16 protein-coding genes are annotated in these 19,616 nt (G+C 43.1%); 10 read left to right on the top strand and 6 right to left on the bottom strand.

Translation table 11 applies throughout. From position 1 onward, the window contains the following. Positions 1-36 precede the first annotated feature (36 nt). Positions 37-1,977, top strand: a complete 1,941-nt coding sequence (locus G6053_RS06570; protein ID WP_165305874.1) for an oleate hydratase — start codon at positions 37-39, stop codon at positions 1,975-1,977. Between the two features lie 10 nt (positions 1,978-1,987). After that, positions 1,988-2,191 (top strand): hypothetical protein, encoded by a 204-nt coding sequence (locus G6053_RS30575; protein WP_206531878.1) that lies wholly within the window; start codon positions 1,988-1,990, stop codon positions 2,189-2,191. A gap of 27 nt (positions 2,192-2,218) precedes the next feature. On the opposite strand, the gene G6053_RS06560 is transcribed toward G6053_RS30575, so the two are convergent. Next, positions 2,219-3,292: a serine hydrolase domain-containing protein gene (locus G6053_RS06560; RefSeq protein ID WP_165305873.1), complete on the bottom strand. Its 1,074-nt coding sequence runs from the start codon at positions 3,290-3,292 to the stop codon at positions 2,219-2,221. Between the two features lie 263 nt (positions 3,293-3,555). On the opposite strand from G6053_RS06560, the gene G6053_RS06555 reads away from it, so the two are divergent. Beyond that, positions 3,556-4,305, top strand: coding sequence for a hypothetical protein (locus tag G6053_RS06555; RefSeq protein WP_165305872.1), 750 nt, complete (start codon positions 3,556-3,558; stop codon positions 4,303-4,305). Between the two features lie 67 nt (positions 4,306-4,372). Here the strand turns inward: G6053_RS06555 and G6053_RS30570 are convergent, their stop codons facing one another. Further along, positions 4,373-4,522 (bottom strand): helix-turn-helix domain-containing protein, encoded by a 150-nt coding sequence (locus tag G6053_RS30570; protein WP_206531877.1) that lies wholly within the window; start codon positions 4,520-4,522, stop codon positions 4,373-4,375. Positions 4,523-4,667: 145 nt separating this feature from the next. Continuing rightward, the gene (locus G6053_RS06545) at positions 4,668-5,192 is read right to left on the bottom strand and encodes a DinB family protein (RefSeq protein ID WP_165305871.1); all 525 of its coding nucleotides are present in this window, start codon (positions 5,190-5,192) and stop codon (positions 4,668-4,670) included. Between the two features lie 226 nt (positions 5,193-5,418). Here G6053_RS06545 and G6053_RS06540 point away from each other — a divergent pair, with 226 nt between their 5' ends. The 5 genes from G6053_RS06540 (at position 5,419) to G6053_RS06520 (ending at position 13,287) form a co-directional block, all read left to right on the top strand. After that, complete coding sequence (locus G6053_RS06540) at positions 5,419-6,099, top strand: response regulator transcription factor (RefSeq protein WP_165305870.1); 681 nt, start codon at positions 5,419-5,421, stop codon at positions 6,097-6,099. After that, positions 6,099-7,475 carry a HAMP domain-containing sensor histidine kinase gene (locus G6053_RS06535; protein WP_165305869.1) on the top strand — a complete coding sequence of 459 codons (1,377 nt, stop codon included), beginning with the start codon at positions 6,099-6,101 and terminating at the stop codon, positions 7,473-7,475. Before G6053_RS06540 ends, G6053_RS06535 begins: the two co-directional genes overlap by 1 nt. A gap of 161 nt (positions 7,476-7,636) precedes the next feature. Next, positions 7,637-8,785 carry an efflux RND transporter periplasmic adaptor subunit gene (locus tag G6053_RS06530; RefSeq protein WP_165305868.1) on the top strand — a complete coding sequence of 383 codons (1,149 nt, stop codon included), beginning with the start codon at positions 7,637-7,639 and terminating at the stop codon, positions 8,783-8,785. A 25-nt stretch (positions 8,786-8,810) separates the two neighbouring features. After that, the gene (locus tag G6053_RS06525) at positions 8,811-11,936 is read left to right on the top strand and encodes a CusA/CzcA family heavy metal efflux RND transporter (RefSeq protein ID WP_165305867.1); all 3,126 of its coding nucleotides are present in this window, start codon (positions 8,811-8,813) and stop codon (positions 11,934-11,936) included. 67 nt (positions 11,937-12,003) lie between these two features. Next, positions 12,004-13,287 carry a TolC family protein gene (locus G6053_RS06520; RefSeq protein WP_165305866.1) on the top strand — a complete coding sequence of 428 codons (1,284 nt, stop codon included), beginning with the start codon at positions 12,004-12,006 and terminating at the stop codon, positions 13,285-13,287. Positions 13,288-13,298: 11 nt separating this feature from the next. Here the strand turns inward: G6053_RS06520 and G6053_RS06515 are convergent, their stop codons facing one another. The 3 genes from G6053_RS06515 to G6053_RS06505 are packed head-to-tail and all read right to left on the bottom strand — an operon-like array spanning position 13,299 to position 17,256. Further along, the gene (locus tag G6053_RS06515; protein ID WP_165305865.1) at positions 13,299-14,876 is read right to left on the bottom strand and encodes a beta-carotene 15,15'-monooxygenase; all 1,578 of its coding nucleotides are present in this window, start codon (positions 14,874-14,876) and stop codon (positions 13,299-13,301) included. Positions 14,877-14,878: 2 nt separating this feature from the next. After that, positions 14,879-15,937: an HlyD family secretion protein gene (locus G6053_RS06510; RefSeq protein ID WP_165305864.1), complete on the bottom strand. Its 1,059-nt coding sequence runs from the start codon at positions 15,935-15,937 to the stop codon at positions 14,879-14,881. Next, positions 15,937-17,256 (bottom strand): TolC family protein, encoded by a 1,320-nt coding sequence (locus G6053_RS06505; RefSeq protein ID WP_165305863.1) that lies wholly within the window; start codon positions 17,254-17,256, stop codon positions 15,937-15,939. The genes G6053_RS06510 and G6053_RS06505 overlap by 1 nt, the downstream gene beginning before the upstream one ends. A 499-nt stretch (positions 17,257-17,755) precedes the next feature. Between G6053_RS06505 and G6053_RS06500 the strand changes: the two genes are divergently transcribed. Continuing rightward, positions 17,756-18,127, top strand: a complete 372-nt coding sequence (locus tag G6053_RS06500) for a BlaI/MecI/CopY family transcriptional regulator (protein WP_165305862.1) — start codon at positions 17,756-17,758, stop codon at positions 18,125-18,127. Beyond that, positions 18,120-19,589 (top strand): N-acetylmuramoyl-L-alanine amidase, encoded by a 1,470-nt coding sequence (locus G6053_RS06495; protein WP_165305861.1) that lies wholly within the window; start codon positions 18,120-18,122, stop codon positions 19,587-19,589. Before G6053_RS06500 ends, G6053_RS06495 begins: the two co-directional genes overlap by 8 nt. Positions 19,590-19,616 lie beyond the last annotated feature (27 nt).

Here is a 19,616-nt window from a genome sequence, read left to right as displayed (position 1 = left end):
ACTAACTTTACTCAAGAATTAAAAACAATAAGAATCATGAAAGAAATCACCTCAAAATTCGACAAAGTATTAAATGCATCTGCTGAATATAGAAATGTAAATCATGAACCGGATTCAAGCACAGAACAACAACGCAATACGCCCAAAAAGGCCATGCCTTTTTCAGATCAAATAGGAAACTATCAACGTAACAAGGGAATCCCGACCAAATCTTATAAGGACAGTAAAATCTACATTGTCGGTAGCGGGATTGCCGGCATGTCAGCTGCATACTATTTCATCCGTGACGGACATGTGCCAGCTGAAAATATCACCTTTTTGGAGCAATTACATGTTGAAGGCGGATCCCTTGATGGCGCTGGCAATGCCAAAGATGGTTATGTTATTCGCGGCGGACGTGAAATGGACATGACCTATGAAAATCTATGGGATATGTTTCAGGATATTCCAGCCTTGGAAATGCCTGCTCCTTATAGTGTACTCGATGAATATAGATTGATCAACGACAACGATTCCAACTATTCAAAGGCACGGCTTATCCACAATCTTGGTGAAATAAAAGATTTCAGCAAATTTGGACTAGCCAAAAAAGATCAACTGGCGATCGTCAAGCTCCTACTGAAGAAGAAAGAAGAATTGGATGACCTGACAATTGAAGATTATTTCAGTGAATCTTTCTTAAGCAGTAATTTCTGGACTTTTTGGCGCACCATGTTTGCTTTTGAAAACTGGCATAGCTTATTGGAATTGAAACTATACATGCATCGTTTCCTTCATGCGATCGATGGATTAAATGACCTTTCGTCCCTTGTATTTCCAAAATACAATCAATATGATACTTTCGTCACCCCGTTGCGTCGGGTATTACAAGATAAAGGCGTTAAAATTCAGTTCAATGTGCTGGTCAAAGATCTCGACATACAGAGCAATACTGAAGGAAAAACCGTTGAAGGCATCATTACCGAGCAAGATGGCAAGGAAGTACGCATCCCGCTCGGTCCAAATGACTTTGTGATTGTCACAACCGGCTCAATGACCGAAGACACCTTCTATGGTGATAATGTCAAAGCACCGATCATCGATATCGACAACAGCACAAGCGGACAAAGTGCCGGCTGGAAACTTTGGAAAAATCTGGCCGCCAAGTCTGCTATTTTCGGTAAGCCAGAAAAATTCTGTAGCAATATTGAAAAATCAGCCTGGGAATCTGCTACACTGACTTGTAAACCTTCGGCATTAATCGAAAAATTGAAAGGCTATTCGGTCAATGACCCATACTCCGGAAAAACAGTCACTGGTGGTATTATCACAATTACAGATTCCAATTGGCTGATGAGCTTCACCTGCAACAGACAACCGCACTTCCCGGGCCAGCCCGACGATGTTCTTGTCCTTTGGGTCTATGCCCTATTTATGGACAAGCAAGGAAATTATGTTAAAAAGACCATGCCCGAATGTACCGGAAATGAAATTTTGGCTGAACTATGTCATCACCTTGGAATAATAGACCAATTGGATGATGTCATTAAAAATACGATTGTCCGTACGACATTTATGCCTTATATCACCTCCATGTTTATGCCTCGTGCTAAAGGTGACCGCCCAAGAGTAGTGCCCGAAGGCTGTAAAAATCTAGGCCTCGTTGGACAGTTCGTCGAAACCAACAACGACGTCGTCTTTACCATGGAAAGCTCCGTCAGAACCGCACGCATTGCCGTGTACGAACTCTTGAATCTCAACAAACAAGTACCCGATATCAATCCTTTACAATATGATATCCGTCACTTGCTAAAAGCAGCACGGACACTGAACGACGACAAACCATTCATAGGAGAAGGATTATTGCGAAAAATCCTGAAAGGATCTTATTTTGAACATATTCTCCCCGGCGGGGACGAAGAAAATGAAGATCACGAATCTTTTATCGCTGAACAGGTTGGCAAATTTAGAGACTGGTTAAAAGGAATTAAGGGATAGTTGAATCGGCATGGTAGCCCTACCATTACATAAGGGACAACCGGGTTCCATCGTCAATTCTTTATTGGCCCATTTACTTTCAGCCGCAACAGACCTCTTGGTCCATGAAGTGGCGGACATGGAGACAATAGTTGCTTACCTCAAGGGGCATTTTATTGATGCAGGCACTTTAACAGCCTTAATAGCAGATCGCCAACGCCTTCAAAAAGGATAGGCGATCTTGCTTTTTCAACAAGACAGGTTAATTCGCATATACCGCATTGAGCCAGCCAAAAACCGTTTCGTTTTGTCCGCTTTCATCCATTGGTTTACGTAGTTTCATCTCCTCCAGCAGGGCGTCAAATGCTTCTGCAATCCGAAGGTCATCACGATTGCTAAATAAGGTAACAACAAGCTCTTTCTGCTTGTCTAAATAAACGATATTATGGAAGCCCGTTGATTCACCGGAATGAAAGCATACTGTATTTTGACCGAAAGGATAGATAAACCAGCCCAAATTGTAGGAAACGCCATCTTTTACCGCCAAGTGCTCGTTTTCCAGCAAATCCCGTATACCGGCCTGCTGAAAACGCTTATGAAGCAAAAAATTGGCCCATTGATGATATTCGATTGCCGATAAGTAGGCACCTCCATCGCCTTGTGTGGCACTGGTCACACTCTGATCCGCAAACACAAAGGTATCCTCCTTAGGATGATAGCCCAAAGCACGATTGGGGATATCCGCGTCAGCCGTATAGATGGTTCCTTCCACAATACCATTCGGCTGAAATAAATTCTTTTTCACGAAAGTTGCAAATGATTCCTTCGCCACCTCTTCCACAATCAATGCCAGTAGGCAATAACCTGTATTGCTGTATCGGAATTGGCTCCCTATTGGGAAATAGAGCGTATCCGTCTGCCGGATATAATCCAGTACATCCTGATCTGACACCTGTGCTGTTCGGCCTGTGGGTATCAATGCTTCATAATCCATGATCCCCGACCGGTGCTGAAGTAATTGAACAACGGTTATACCCCGCAGAGCCATCGGTAAATTATTAAAAAAAGATCCTAATTGATCCGTTGGATGTAATTTCCCCTGGTCAAATAAGCGACAAATAGCCTGCGCTGTCACCTGCTTACTCACGGAGGCCATCCGAAAATGGGTCTTCTCCGTGATCTTTTGTTTCGTTTTCAAATCTGCTATTCCTACTGCATATTGATAACGGATCTGTCCGTGCTGACTAATCGCAACAACGATTCCCGGTTCATTTCCATTGGAATAATGGTTGGACAGGGTTTTATCCAATAAGGACTTGTTGATTTTTTGTCCCATCGCACAGCTTGTTACACACATAAAAAATAAGACGATTTTTAGGTACATGATGCTAAAGTGCTGCATTTCTATTTGTTTTGTATGTCAAAACATCGTTTTAATGGATTTCAATTTACCCATTTTTTAGACAATACTCAAATCTCCGTTCTTAAGTTCCAATTTTCTGCTTTTTCTTTTAAATTTGCCGTCCACCTTTATCACAAAAGGTTTTTGTTAGGACAGCAGCCTATCCTGCTGTTCCATTTGCTTAAATCACAACAACTATGTTATTTATTTACAGTATCTACGACTTTGTACTAGCCGAAAAGACGGTAACAACGACCTTAAAGAATGAAAGTTCAGCCAGAACTTTTACTTTACAGATTATTACGCCCGCACGCAAATTTCTTGGTCTCCCCTTTGGCGGTGGTCTTGTCAAGATTTCGCGGCTATATGATGGACGTGGCCAACTTATCCATGCACGCAATTACTCCGACGAGCTTAAAGCAGAGATCAAAACCTTAAAAAAAGCGTATTCAATCCCTTACTTTCAGCTATGGAAAGGTTTTGTATTTGTATTTGCGGCTATCTTGATCTGGGCTGGAATTTATGGGGTAAAGAACAAAATTGCTGGCCAACAACGTGAAAATGAAACGGAAAAATTATTCAGCAATCTACAGCATCTGGAAGCAGGTCAACTTTATGGTGTAACATTTTTTACCAACAGCAACGGTGGGAATATTAACGGATTACCTTCAGGATGGATAAAAATTAATAAGATTGTCGCTGACACGATATTCATTCAACGTTCCAAACAACTTGAAACAAGTAAAGCGCTTTTTGAGATGGACAATATCAGTTCCATCAAACCGAAATCCGAAACAGATTGGGAAGAAAAAATAGAGCGGATGAACTATAAACTATTTCTGGAACAACTCAAAGAACCAAATAAAAAAGGAGTGGACCTGCTTTATATCGGTCCTGATCACGATAACTATTCCGGCGTGATCTTCACCATCAAAGGCAGCGAATAACGCAGCCATTCATCCAGTCTTCTGAACAACATCAATTCTCAGAAGATTGGATGATCTTTTTCCATAATTACAGTAATTTCTTGAGTTCTCGATTGAGACTTCTGACCGAAATTCCAAGATAGGCGGCCATATCCTCCTTCTTAATCACGATATCCTGCCAGTACTCGAACTCGGCGGTTTTGGCGTTCACATCCCCTACCATATCACATGGACGCATGAACAGCATGAGATTAATTTAGAATATGAGCGGTTTATTGCCCTCCAATGTATGGATGAGATTCTGACATATCTAAGCTAAAAACCGGTTAACAGCCTAAGTGAAGCACAGTCTTTACGAGACGTTCACTTAGGCTGTTTCATTCCTAATAGGCCATGCTTTCATCCACATCGTATTTCATACTTGGATAATTGAGTATACGCCGCATCAGTGCCATTTGGCCACAAAGATAATCCTGCCTTCCAATGCACATTCCCACAAAGTTGAGCTTATTCTCCTCGATAAAAGGAATGTTCATGTCAATTTTAAAAATCTCCGCCAATTCCGCATCGTCTACTTCCAGCAGACGCTGATAAACTTTGGGAGAAATGGCATAAAAACTATCTTTCAATTCTTGTAAACTTGGGTAGTTAAACTTTTCGTCCAAGGTTTTCCCCATAAAAAATAAGTCGTGGTAGGGATCTTCCTCCTGAAGCCCCAAGACATATGCAATCCCATAACGTACATTGACAAAATTACCGGCCATCCACACCATGTGGTTGGTCTGCCCGTTGATACGTTGACGTGCATGCTCCTCCGTGATACCATCCAGCACATTGATAAAATTCTGACTGTGCATCCGATACGCGGGGATAATGACTTCTAATTTTGCTGATTTTGGTTTATCCATCGCTCATTGATCTATAGGTGCTGGGCACCTGGGTTATTTCACCAAAGTTAACTGATTGAAAGCAAGATACACTTGTCGTATGGCAAGAATATAAACATCAGCCAAAAACAACAGGCCTTAAATCACGAAACCAGGGTAAATTTGATAACTTTGTCCTGCATGGCCCATACCTTATGGTCAGTCAATATTGTGGTTAAAGTATTTACGAATAATCTTTCGCTGTTGTATGAGAATTCTTTTAATCGAAGATGATGTCCGTGTCGCAGGACTAATAAAACGCGGGCTGGATGAGAATGAATTTCAGACCGATATCGCCTATGATGGCGTTTCAGGAAAGAAAATGGCTCTGCAACACGATTTCGACCTGATCATAACCGATATTGTATTGCCCAAGATGGATGGTCTCGATCTCTGCAAAGAAATCCGTCATAGCAAACCCGACCTGCCCATTATCATGCTTACCGCGCTCGGCACCACAGATGATAAAATTGAAGGTTTTGATGCCGGAGCGGACGATTATCTGGTCAAACCTTTTGAAATGCGTGAGCTATTGGCCCGAATACGGGTGCTGCTCAAACGCTATCAGAAACGGGATCATGCCACAGGAGCCTTATTGCGCTATGCGGATCTGGAAATGAATCTGCATACCAAAAATGTCAGGCGCAACAACGTCGAAATCAGTTTGACACCCAAAGAATTCAAATTGCTGCACTACCTGTTGCTGCACCCCGAACGCGTATTGTCAAGAATGGAGATTGCTGAAAAAGTTTGGGAAACCCATTTTGATACCGGCACCAATTTTATTGATGTCTATATCAATTACCTCCGAAAAAAAGTAGATAAGGATTTTGATAAAAAATATATCCATACCAAATCTGGAATGGGCTTTATTTTAAAACAGGACTAATGCAGATCAGAACGCGAATTACCATACTGTTTACAGTCGTCACAGCGACCATCCTAATGGTGTTTGCCTGCACGGTCTATTTTTCCGCAGTAGAGAATCGGGAGAACGAATTTTTTGCCCTGCTAAAAAAAGAAGCCTATACCAAAGCAAATCTGTTTTTAAATGCGCGGGTCGACAAAAAAATACTGGAAGATATCTACCACAACAACCGAAAAATCCTCAATGAGGTTGAAGTAGCCATCTATGACACCAGTTTTAAGCTATTGTACCATGATGCCGTAGACATTGATTTCGTCAAGGAGACGCCGGCTATGTTGCGGGATATTGTCAAAAAAAAGGAAATTGGCTTTTATCAGGACAAATGGCAAGTGATCGGCATTACTTATACGTACAACAACACGAATTTTATCATCACCGCAGCTGCTTATGATCAATATGGGTATAACAAACTTCAAAACCTGTTATCGACCATCATTATTGTTTTTATTTTTGCGGTCTTTTTAAGCTATGCCGCCGGAATATTTTTCTCAAAAAAAGTATTCCATCCGATTCAGGCAATGACACTAAAAGTCAAAAACATCTCGGCCAATAACCTGGATGCAAGACTTCAGAGCACGGGCAATAAAGATGAACTAGCCGAGCTGGCCAACACCTTTAACGATATGCTGAATCGTCTCGAAAGCTCCTTCGACGCACAAAAGCATTTTGTCTCCAATATTTCACATGAGCTGCGTACCCCCTTGGCCGCAATGATTACCGAACTTGAAATTTCTACGAATAAAGACCGCAGCACAGCTGAATATAAAGCCATCATTGACAACATTTTAAACGACGCCCAAAAACTCAAAAAGCTATTCAACAGCTTACTTGATTTTGCCAAGGCGAGTTACGATAGCTCAGAGATCTCATTCAAGCCCCTACGTGTGGATGAACTCCTACTTGACGCCTGCCAGCAGGTCTTGCAGGCCAATCCGGATTATAAGCTCGATATTTTTGTCGATCCAGTATTGGAGGACGAGCACATGATTTCGACTGTCGGTAATGAATACCTGCTCCGGGTTGCCTTGGTGAATTTAATTGAAAATGCCTGTAAGTTTTCCGATAACCAAAAATGTTCCATAGCGATCAAATCCAGCAAAACCTCAATACAGCTCGAGTTTAAAGATGACGGCATAGGTATCGAGCCCCACGATCTTGAACGCATATTCACCCCTTTCTATCGAGGCAACAACAAAGCCTACAGTGAAGGGAATGGCATCGGTATCTCGCTGACCAAAAAGATTATTCTACTGCATCAAGGCGAAGTCCTTGTCCGTTCAACAAAACATATCGGCAGCGTCTTTCAGGTTAACCTCCCCCATTCATCAGCACGCTAATAAAATTCTAATATTTTTCTAAAGCCTCTCTAACGGCCTTTCAGCAAAGGCATGGATAGCTTTGCACCATAATTTTTTGAAACAGAAACGTCGGTCATCTACTGCCCTTCCGAATGAACAAATCGTAAACGAGTAGACGATGACCTTTAGAAAAAAAAACAATGGTTAACCGTGCTATCAAAATTCCTGTCCACCTCCTTAGGTCTATGGGCTGGATCACTGTCCTCACGATCATGCAAGCATGCAACCCACAGTCCACAGTGCCTGCAGAAGAATCTGCTGACCTGCATTTCGCGGGAGATACCCTGACAATCAATGCGCACGCAGCACTGCTGTCAAAGATCAAGTGTACTACCGTCATCCAGCAACCACATCAGTTGAAGTTCAACACTGCTGCCATGGTCAAAATTATTCCAAACAGCTATGTTGAAATCCCTATGCCCTTTGCGGGACGGGTTGTCAGATCCTATGTAAGCCTTGGACAGCAGGTAGCTGTCAATACAGCGTTATTTTCGATCAGTTCTTCCGATTACTTCGAAGCACAACGGGCCTATCTCGACGCCAAGCAGACTTATGACCTGACGGCAAATGTCCTTAAGCGACAAAAAGACTTACTCAGCCATGGTGTAGGCATTCAAAAGGAACTTGAGGAAGCGGAAACTAATTTTGCCATCAGCAACACAACGCTCAAGAATACAGCTGCAGCCTTAAAAATATATGATAACAGTACGGCAAATCAGGTCGTCCTTGGCCAACCCCTGCTCGTCCGTTCACCCATCCGGGGGGAAATCTTAAGCAATACGATCGTGTTAGGCCAATACAATAAAGAAGATGCCCCTGCTTTACTCCGTATTGCCGAACTATCGAAAGTATGGGTTTCGGCCTATGTCAAAGAAAAAGATCTGAGTGTCATAGATCAGATCCGAGCTGTCGAAGTACGCATTGACAGTCAACCCTCAAAAAGACGACAAGGAAAAATTGTCCATATCAATCAGTTTGTCGACGAAGCAAACCGTAATATCGAAGTGCTGGTTGAATGTGACAATAAAGATCGACTGCTCAAACCGGGGATGTATGTCAATACACAATTTGAGCAGGCAGCGACAGCCAGTATATTTATTCCCGCCAAAGCCGTGCTCCAATATAACGACAAAAGCTTCGTGTGGGTACAGCTGGCAGCCCATACATTTATAAAGCGTTATGTACAGACCGGTGTCACCGAAAATGAGCAGATTCAGATTGTACAGGGATTGTCCAAAGACGAACAGATCATCAGTGAGGGCGCATTTTATCTACTAGCAAGCAACTAAATCCTTATTCAAAAATCGTATTACAATGAAACAATTTGTTAGCCATATCATCACCAAGAGATGGGTTATTGCCACTGCTTTTCTCCTTATTGCATTTTTCGGCTATTATGCATGGAAACAGCTTACAGTTGAGGCCTATCCGGATATTGCAGACGTGTCCTCACAAATCGTTACACAGGTGCCTGGCCTGGCCGCCGAGGAAATGGAACAACAGATCACAATTCCCATTGAACAGGCCATCAACGGCTTGCCCGGAATGGAAGTCATGCGCAGCAAAACCACCTTTGGACTATCCATGGTCACCATCGTGTTTAAAGACGGAGTTGACGACTACTGGGCCAGGGCGCGCATACAGGAGCGCCTTGCGGATCTGAGCCTCCCCTACGGTGCGGCACCAGGCCTAGATCCACTTACCTCGCCGACGGGTGAAATCTTTCGGTACATTCTTGAAAGCAATACCCAAGATCTTCGGAAATTGACCGAACTTCAAAACTTTGTCATTATCCCTAAAATCAAACAGGTGGCGGGAGTTGCTGATGTCACCAATTTTGGGGGCATCACAACACAGTTTCAGGTCGAACTGGATCCTAAAAAACTTGATCAATATGAAGTTTCTCTAAGCGAAGTAACCTCAAAAATAGAAGCCAACAATGCCAATGCCGGCGGAAGCATGATGAACCGGGGTGACCAATCCTATGTGATCCGGGGCATCGGCCTTGTCAAATCACTGGATGACCTCGCTAATATTGTTGTCAAGTCGGTCAATGGAAATCGCATTTACATGCGGGATCTGGGTCAGGTAAAACTTGGCAATCTTGCCCGCAAAGGAGCCCTAGGCTACAGTGACAAACGGGGAGCTAATTATTCCGATAATATTGAAGGGATTGTATTGCTATTAAAGCATGAGAATCCCTCCAAGGTATTGGCCGGTGTAAATGCGGCGGTCGAGGAACTTAACCGTAAAATCCTTCCGAAAGATGTCAAAATACACGTTGTATTAGATCGCACTAGCCTGGTCGATAATACCTTGCATACGGTATCCAAAACACTCCTCGAAGGTATGGTGCTGGTTATTCTTGTACTGATCCTTTTTCTGGGCAGCTGGCGCGGAGCCCTATTGGTTGCCATTACCATTCCACTTTCACTGCTGATCGCCTTTATATTGATGCATTTTACAGATATACCTGCCAATCTGCTTTCTCTGGGGGCTATCGATTTCGGAATTATCGTGGATGGTGCCATTGTTATGCTCGAAACAATTCTGAAAAAAAGGGAAGAAAAACCTGGCGTACAGCTGGCCAAGCTTAGCCTGGCAGCCAGAATTGCCGAAGTTGCCAAACCGATTTTCTTTGCCACCATCATTATTATCACGGCCTACCTTCCCCTTTTCGCCTTTGAACGGGTAGAAAGGAAACTGTTTACGCCGATGGCCTATACCGTAGGTTATGCGCTATTGGGAGCCTTGGCGGTATCCTTACTGCTTATCCCGGGACTGGCCTACATGATCTATCGCAAGCCACAAAAAGTTTATCACAATAAATGGCTGGAAAAATTAACAGCACTTTACCATCAGCGGATCAAAAAAATAATGCTGCGCCCCAAACAAATATTTGTTCCCCTTGCTCTTGTTCTTTTAGCGACAGGACTGCTGACAGCATCTGTGGGTAAAGATTTTTTGCCTACACTTGATGAAGGGTCCATCTGGCTACAGGTTTCCCTCCCACCGGGGATCACCGTAGAGAAATCCAAAGAAATGAGCGATAGCCTACGTGCGCGTACCCTGAAATATGAGGAGATTTCCTATGTCATGGTACAGGCCGGACGCAATGATGATGGTACCGACGCCTGGACCCCCTCACATTTTGAAGTCAGTGTGGGTTTGAAGCCCTACAAAACATGGAAATGGGGAAAAACCAAAGCGGACCTTATCAATGAGCTGGCCGCAGAATATGCCACGATGCCGGGTTACAATGTAGCTTTTTCCCAACCGATGATCGATGGTGTCATGGATAAAATCGCTGGCGCACACAGTGAACTTGTTGTCAAACTTTTTGGCGATGACCTAAAGGAAACCCGGCGTACCGCCGAAGATCTCATCACCACACTGAAAGGGGTGGCGGGTGCCGTTGACCTGGCCATTGATCAGGAGCCACCACTCCCACAGTTGCAGATCATCGTTGACCGTGATAAAATCGCTCAATATGGATTGAATATTTCGGATGTCACCGATCTGATTCAAATTGCCATTGGTGGTAAACCAGTATCTCAGGTTTATCAGGGGATTAAAGTATACGATATTACCTGTCAGTATCCTGAACATGAACGTAGCTCCCCCGAAACGATCGGAAACCTGATGTTGTATCCCGATAACGGCGCCCGCATACCCTTATCGCAGGTCGCCACCATCAAACTCAATACCGGAGAAAGTACCATATCACGCGAACGCAATAGCCGTCAGCTCACCGTCAGACTGAACGTACGAGGACGAGATCTGGGTGCTTTCCTGACCGAAGCCCAACAAGCCATCGCGCAAAAGCTGAAATACGATCCACAGAAAATCAAGCTGCAATGGGGCGGACAATTCGAAAACCAGCATCGTGCCTATAGTCGACTGGCGGTCATCGTCCCCCTGACACTGGCAATTATTTTTATCCTGCTATACAGCACTTTCGGTTCTTTCGGACAGGCCGGACTACTTATCGGTATCGTACCACTCGCGCTCTTTGGGGGGATGCTTGCACTCAACTTTCGCGGTATGACTTTAAATGTATCTTCGGCAGTGGGTTTTATCGCGCTTTTTGGTGTCGCCATACAAAATGGTGTATTAATGCTTTCGCAGTTCAATGTGCTACGAAAAAATGGTATGCCCTTAAAAAAAGCTGTCATTGAAGGCGCATTTAGCAGATTCCGTCCTGTGCTGATGACTGCGACGGTGGCCATACTTGGTTTACTTCCCGCCTCACTGGCTACTGGTATCGGATCAGATGTTCAACGGCCCTTAGCCACCGTGATCGTCTATGGTCTGCTCTTTTCTACTCTACTGACACTGTTTATGCTTCCACCATTATACTATCTGCTGGAACGGGGAAAACAACACAAGGGTGGACCCGGATCATCAGGCGATCATACACAACTGGAGACAAATTCCTAAAATCAAATACTGAATTCCATTGAAAGCAGCTGTCCTATTTTCAATGGAATGATAAGATAAAACTTCCATGAAAACACAGATCAGACTTCTTCTATGCGTTATGCTGCTCGTTGAAAATGCGGCTGCACAAACGATGGACTCAACTTTCCCCAAAAAAAAATTGGACTACAGCAGCTTTATTGCCCAAGTTGGAAAAAACAACCTCGGTTACGCCTCTGAAAAGTTCAACCTTTCGATTGCTGAGGCTAATATTATCAGGGCCGGGATCTTTCCTGATCCGGAATTCACCGTTGAATTATTCGATAACAGCGAAAGCAGCAAACAACTGGGCCGGGGTTATACCGCCGGATTGAGCTGGATGGTAGAATTGGGTGCAAAACGGCGGGCACGTCGTCGCGTCGCCAGCGATGAGGCCGAAACGACCCGGCTCTTGCTTGTCGATTATTTCCGAAATTTGCGTGCCGATGCCACCCTCGCTTTTTTATCAGCAAGGTACAACCAGCAACTGGTAGCAACCTACCGCCGAGCTTATCAACAACTCTCCCAACTTGCCGCATCGGACAGCATACGCTATCAACTGGGGGTAATTCCACAAATTGACTACCGCCAGTCAAAATTGGAAGCTGCCCATATGCAAAATACACTATCAGCCGCTGAAGCAACGGCCAATTCCGCCATTGTCGGACTAGCATTGCTTATGGGAGATACCAGCACAGTACGTTGGCAGACACAAGAATCCGATGTTTCTTTAGCGCGCAATTTCCTATTGCCGTCGCTGCTCAGCACAGCATTGCAGCAACGCAGTGATCTCAGGGCTTCATTACAGAACAAACAGCTCTCCCAAAGTTTGCTCCAGCTGGCAAAAGCAAACCGTGTCCTAGATCTCGGTATTTCCATCGGCTTTACCTACAATGGTGAGGCCAGAAATGAAACCGCACCGACACCACAGTTTAATGCCATCAATGCCGGTCTAGCCATACCACTAAAATTTTCCAATTTTAATAAAGGCGAGATAAAGTCGTTACAATTCAAGATTCAACAGGACGAACTTGCCTATAAAGAAGCGGAGCTACATATCCAGACTGAGGTGAATCAAGCTTATATGCAATATAAAGCCACTCAAAAACAGGTACAGCAATTTAATAATACGATGCTACTCGAAGCGAAAGCAATCCTGGAAGGAAAGATCTACAGTTACAATCGGGGCGAAACCGCCCTACTGGAAGTGATCAACGCACAACGCTCCTACAATGAAACCCAGCTGGCCTATGATGAAGCACGCTACAATTATGCAGTTGCATTGGTTGAATTGCAGCGTGCAGCAGCCATTTGGGATATTGACCAGCTGTAAGTTCTAAGCCGTCAGACAGGTGAAATCTGATTCTTTTTAAGCTTCTTATACATGCTTTTCAAGGAAGGAGAAATCAGTATCAGCAGTAAGATGCTGATACTGATCATAGACATCAGTTCATAGTAGTCCATACCATAGCGGACAAAAGACTGCATATTGACCCGTTCACTGATGAGTTTTAATGCTGCAGTATGTTCCTGAAAGGGCAGTCCCTGTTGCATTACCCGTTGTGATTCCTGCTGAACATAATCTTCAAATATCGGATTGCCCGACTGGAGCTGATCCCGAAAGATCTCACGGTGCTGCGCATGTTCAAATAATCTGAAGAAATTCTGAAGTCCAATACTGCTGGTATATCCGAGATAACGGACAGCCAGACAGGCCGCCGCCGCCGAGGCGCCCAATTGGGGGCGTACGCTAGCGATCACGAATAAAATTGTCGGTACCATGATCAGGCCTACACCCAGCCCATGCAATACCAAAGGCAACCAGAAATGATCTTCATTGCCCTCGCTTTCAAATGAGAAAAACATATATTGATGAAAGCCCAATAGGCAACAGTAGCCAACAATCCAGATCCATTTCACTGTACGCCGTTGTAATAACCAATAGAGAGAGAGCATCACACCGGATACAATTCCAAGGATATTGAACCATTGAATATAGGACAGGTGAATGGGATCCAGATGAATAACCTGAAGAAAATATTGATTAGAAATCGTCAGGGAAAACCGTTCAATATACATCATGTACAGGACAAGGATTCCAAGCAAGAATTTTTTATTTCCAAAAATGGATAGCTCGATATAGACCCGTCTGATCGATTTTTGCCTAATTATAAAGAGCCCCAGCATTAAAATTCCAGCGATCAATACGTTCAACATGGAAGTATCCGAAAACCAATAGCGCTCCTGACCATACACCATCAGATAACCGAAACTCACAACGGTCAAACTGTAGAGGATGAAGCTGGCCCAATCCAGGGAAAACAAAGGGTAAGGCCGGTTATGTCGAATAGGCTTCATGGTGAACATAATCAGCAGCAGTCCAGGAACAAAAGAGAAGGCGGCGTAGAGATAAAGTTCATCAAAGTTGAATGAGTCAATAAATTCTGCTGTCACAAAGGTATTGAAAGGCGAACTGCAAAGCAGCATACCAAAAAAAATTGCATAGCTTCCCTCCTTCGCACGTTCGGTTTTCAGTCTGGAAAATATCATGGAGATGGAAAGGTTGACAGCCGATGCGAACAACATGCCCTGAAAAAAGCGTAAACCGAATATCCAATCAATCGCCCTGATACGGTACATCAGGTAGCAATTGAGCAATTGCAGGAGGTTGAAAATGATATAGTACTGTTTGACCGGAAAGTATTGAAAGAAGCGGCGCTCCAACACATAGAATCCTACAAATCCCGCGTAGAATAAAATAATGAGAAATTGGACATCACTGGGCTGCGCGCCGTAGAAACCAGCAGTGACATTGACATTGGCCCCCGGTAGAAAAAACAAGACCATACTCGGCATCAATCCACTGAATAAAATCAGCTTAATTAGCCATTCGGGCACCCAGTCTTTAAAAATTCCTTTCACTGCTATTGGTTTTTTGAGACTGAAACATTGACGTTCATCCCTGAGAGTAATTTTGCGCTGCCCTTGCCTTTATCCAGTTCAATACGGACGGGTACACGCTGTACGATCTTTACAAAGTTGCCGGTTGCATTATCTGGTGGGAGTAGCGAAAAAGAAGATCCTGTCGCCGGGGAAATAGAGATTATCTTTCCATAAAATATTTCATCCGGATAAGCGTCCGCAACAACTTGTACACGGCCGCCAAGATGAAGATAGCGCAATTGTGTTTCCTTAAAGTTGGCCGTTACCCATATCGGTGTCTCCCTATTGACGATAAACCCAAGCACCTCCCCCGGATTTACCATTTGTCCCTTTTCAATGGTACGCTTACCTACCCGACCATCATAAGGCGCCCGGATTACCGTGTAGCCTACATCAAGGTGCTTTCGGTTTGCTGCAGCCGACAAGCGTGCTTTCTCCGCATTGATCACCCCCTTTTTCACATCAACATCATTCACACGGTCCCGAGAAGCCTCCAACTTATGCTGTAATGCGGCAAGCTCACTGTTATACACCTCCAGCGTTGCTTTTATATCTTCCAGCTGCTGTGCCGTAGCAGATTTTTCGTCAAATAGAAATTTGTAGCGGTCATATTCCAATTGCTGTTTCGTCACCCGTGCTTCGGCAGCAACAATGGATTTTTCCAATGCTTCATGTTCGGCTTGCAATATTTCCTTTTGGCTGCCCAGCACGTTGATTTCTGCATTTTCTCTACTTATCGAAGCAGAAGCCTGATCCGCTTCATATTTGTATTCCCGATTATCAATCAGTAACAACGTGTCGCCACGCTTGACCGATTGATGATCTTTATAGTGAACCGAAATAATGTAACCGCCCACACGGGAGATGATGGGATTAATATATTGCGTCACTTGGGCATCGTTGGTGTAGGTATAGCGTATGCGCAACCAGAGTATCCTTCCTCCCCATAGTAAAAGTGCCAACAAAGCAATTCCAGCAAACCAATTGGTGATGCGGGTCAATTGTACATCGGTCATTGACCGGCCTGATTTAGGTTTCATTAGATAGTACCTTTCAAAAATTCAATAAAATAATAGTGTTTCTGTAGCGCGATCCGAGCGGATTCCAGATCAAAGTTTGTCTTGAGGCATTGCATATCAGCATCCAATAGATCCGTAATCAGTGCCGAAGACTTGAAATATCTATTTTTTATAATACGGGCATTTTCCTTAGCCAGCGCCACATTTTTTTGACAGACCGCCTGTTGCTCCAATGCAAGATTATAATCCAAATAAGCCTTCAACAGTTCATTTTCCACCGCTTCCTCTTCATGATGGTGTTTGACCTCTTCCCGCTTCAACGCGACCTGAGCTCCCCGAACAATATTTTTGTTGAGGTACAAAGCGGATATCGGGATATTCAATTTAAGGCCCACTATATTTAAGTTGTACCAGCTCGCATTATATGGATATAAAAATACCTGTGGATTGGCAAAAGTAAATGTGTTGGTCAAGCCCAATTCAGGCAGATAATTTGATTTGGCCTGTTTGATATCCACTTTTTTTAATGCAACTTCCTTTTCAGATTTTAACAGCACAAAAGCCTGCTGTCTCGCAATGGCCACAAGTTCCGCATAGTTCAGCGGATGACTTTCCATCGGGATACATATCGGAATAATTTCTTGTCGTATATCGGCGATCAGCTGTAATTTTTGGTTAATTGCCCTGATGTCATTAGCGATCTGCACCAGCAGCAGTTCACGCTTGGACAATTCAAGAGAAATCCGTAACACATCACTATGTAATACAACCCCTGCGGTGTAACGATGTTCGATCTCTTTCAGTTGCGTCCGCTGATCTTTGATATCCTCTTCGATCAGAGCCCTGTTGCGATAAGCTAAATTCAAATCCAAAAATAAGTTGGAGATTTCCAGCTTAATCGCCGCGGCGGCACTCTTCCAGTCAATGTTCGCCAGTTCAAGTTCCAGCTTTTTTGATTCGATCTTCATCAGATCCCGATGGCCATTGTAGAGATTCAGATAAAAATCGAGTCCTGTGTCATATAAATAATGGATAACATCATGCTGTGATGGTTTGGCGAATATCCCCTGATCGTAAACAGGCATGTTGCTTGCATAACTTGCAGAAGCCCTGATATTGATTTTAGGCAATAATTCCATCCGTTGCTGCTGTAAAGCTATCCCCTTTTCCTGTAACAGCAAATGTGACTGTTCAATATACTTACTGTTTTGTAGCGACTTACTGATCAAATCAGCGAGCGAGATGCGTAGCGAGTCCTGCGCCTGTGTTTCTAAAAAGGAGCATACAAGTACCGCAATGGTGCCGAATGCTTTTGCCCAAAAAGGAGGAAAAAAGTTCACTTGTGCGTATGTTATTTTTTGCGTTGCAAACTTAGATACTAATCGGAATATGCATTTCTTCACAAACGCCAATATGTTATGAAAAAAAGACATTTTTCAATCAATTTTAAATAAAAGAGTAAAATCAGCCAAAAACAGAAGCAAAGTGGAAATATTACGACCGTACAAGAATTTCCATCCGCAGCAGATTCAGATCCGTGCAAACTGAGGAAGTTATAAAAATATGTATAAGCTATCATGCTGATGGCGCCTTCTATGCATCTGACGTCCATGAGCAGACCATCTATACCCTGCATATCAGGCGGTGGCCGACTATCTATTGAAAAAATAAAATTAAGATTTCCAAAAATGTTTCTCTGATCGGACTGACGGTAACAAAGCCTATTAAAAAAAAATAAAACAACTACAAACCAGACAGTTATAGTTTATCAACTTATTTTTCAGTTTTAAAACTGAAAAATAAGTTGATAAACTGAAAAATAAGTTATAGCTTTAAACTATGGAAGAATTAACAAAAAAAGAAGAAGAGGTTATGCATGCTATATGGAAATTAAAGCAGGCCTTTGTCAAAGATATTATTGAATATATGGATCCAGCACAAACGACTCCCTATAATACCATATCATCCATTGTACGGATTTTAGAGAAAAAAGGGTATGTGGGTTTCAATGCCTACGGGAAGACTTATCAATATTATCCGCTCATCTCCAAGATGCAGTACCGAAAGTTTTTCTTTTCTCGCGTGATGAACAAATATTTTGATGATTCTGTCGAAAATTTGGTTTCATTCATTGTCAAAGAACAACAGATCAGCGAAACTGACATCGAGAAAATCAAGGAAATTATCAATAAAAGTAAAGAAAATGAATAACCTATTTTCCTATAGCATAGAGGCCAATGTCAGTTTGCTTATTTTATTCTCGCTGTTTGTCTTGGCTTTTCGGCAGCTTTCATTTTTTCGTTGGAACCGATTTTTGCTTATTGCATTGGTTAGCTTCTGTAGCGTAGTTCCCTTTCTTAAATTTAAGACCGATTATGTCGATTTAAACGATCCCAAAACAAAGTCAAATCAGGAGGTAGCGTTGCAGGAGCAGTTAAGCAATTCCAATACGCCTCTTTTGATCGAGTCCGAACAACAACCCAACCTATGGGACAAGTTGGAGTTAAAAAAAATACTCGCTTATGCTTATCTACTGATCGCAGTCTTCTTTCTGACACGATTAGTTTATCGGTGCTTAAAGCTCGCATTCCGCTTAAAGAAAATGGATTTTCAGGTGCATCAGGGAATTAAAGTGATTCAGCCCTTTAATCAATTCAATAATTGTTCGATCTTTCATTACATCGTCATGGATAAAAACGCAATTGAAAGTCATGAAGGCAAGCTCATCTTTGCCCATGAGGCACAGCATATTTTAAAAGGGCATGCCCGCGACAAATTATACATCGAATTGATGTGCTGCTTTTTCTGGATAAACCCCGCCATTTACTGGGTTCGGAAAGAACTGCACCGCCTACATGAGTTTCAGGTCGACCGTGCAGTGGGTGAATGCTATGGAAAGACCGATTATGCAAGCTTCCTACTGAATCTGACACAACAACATCAACAATTAGATTATATGCAAAGTAGAATTTTAAAAAACCAAAATGAATTGGTAGAACGCATCGACAGGTTGATGCGAAATCTATCGCCACGCACGAAAGGTTATCAGTATCTGCTGTTTGTTCCCTGTATATTCGTGTTAATTGTCTCTTTTTCTTTTATTAATCCCCCGAAAGAAAAAATCACTGCGCTCACTGCTGTTAAAAACGGTGTAAAGACCATTGTTCTGGATCCGGGACATGGCGGCAAAGATAATGGCGCCACCAACAGCAAAGGCCTCAAAGAGAAAGATCTTACGTTACAGGCTTGTAAGATGATTCAAAATGAACTTGAAAAAGAAGGTTTTCAGGTTGTATTGACCCATTCGAAAGACGAATTTATGATGCTCAAAGACCGCGCGGCATTTACTGGCGATGCCTTGGTTTCCATTCATTTCGATGTCGATCCTGCAAACACAAAACTGCCAATCGGCTTATTTTATCCAAAAGCCGTTGAGCTCCCGAAGATACAGGATCAAAGTCGGGAATTCGCATTCCGTCTCACACAAAATTTAAAAAATCAAGGATTGAGTACGCAGAAACCAGTTGAAAGCCATAGTCACGCTATCCTACGGGGAGCAAAAATACCTGCGCTCATTGTCAGCTTGGGGAATATAAATACATTTTCCGACACATTGGACCCGCAATTTATCAGCGCTTTCGCCAAAGCAATAAAAACCTCTCTGTCGGAATAGTTTTTTGTAAAACTATCCGTTAATTCT

Origin of the sequence: Sphingobacterium sp. DR205 (assembly GCF_011064245.1) — a bacterium.
GTDB classification, from domain to species: domain Bacteria; phylum Bacteroidota; class Bacteroidia; order Sphingobacteriales; family Sphingobacteriaceae; genus Sphingobacterium; species Sphingobacterium athyrii.
This window is presented reverse-complemented; position numbering and strand designations above follow the sequence as displayed.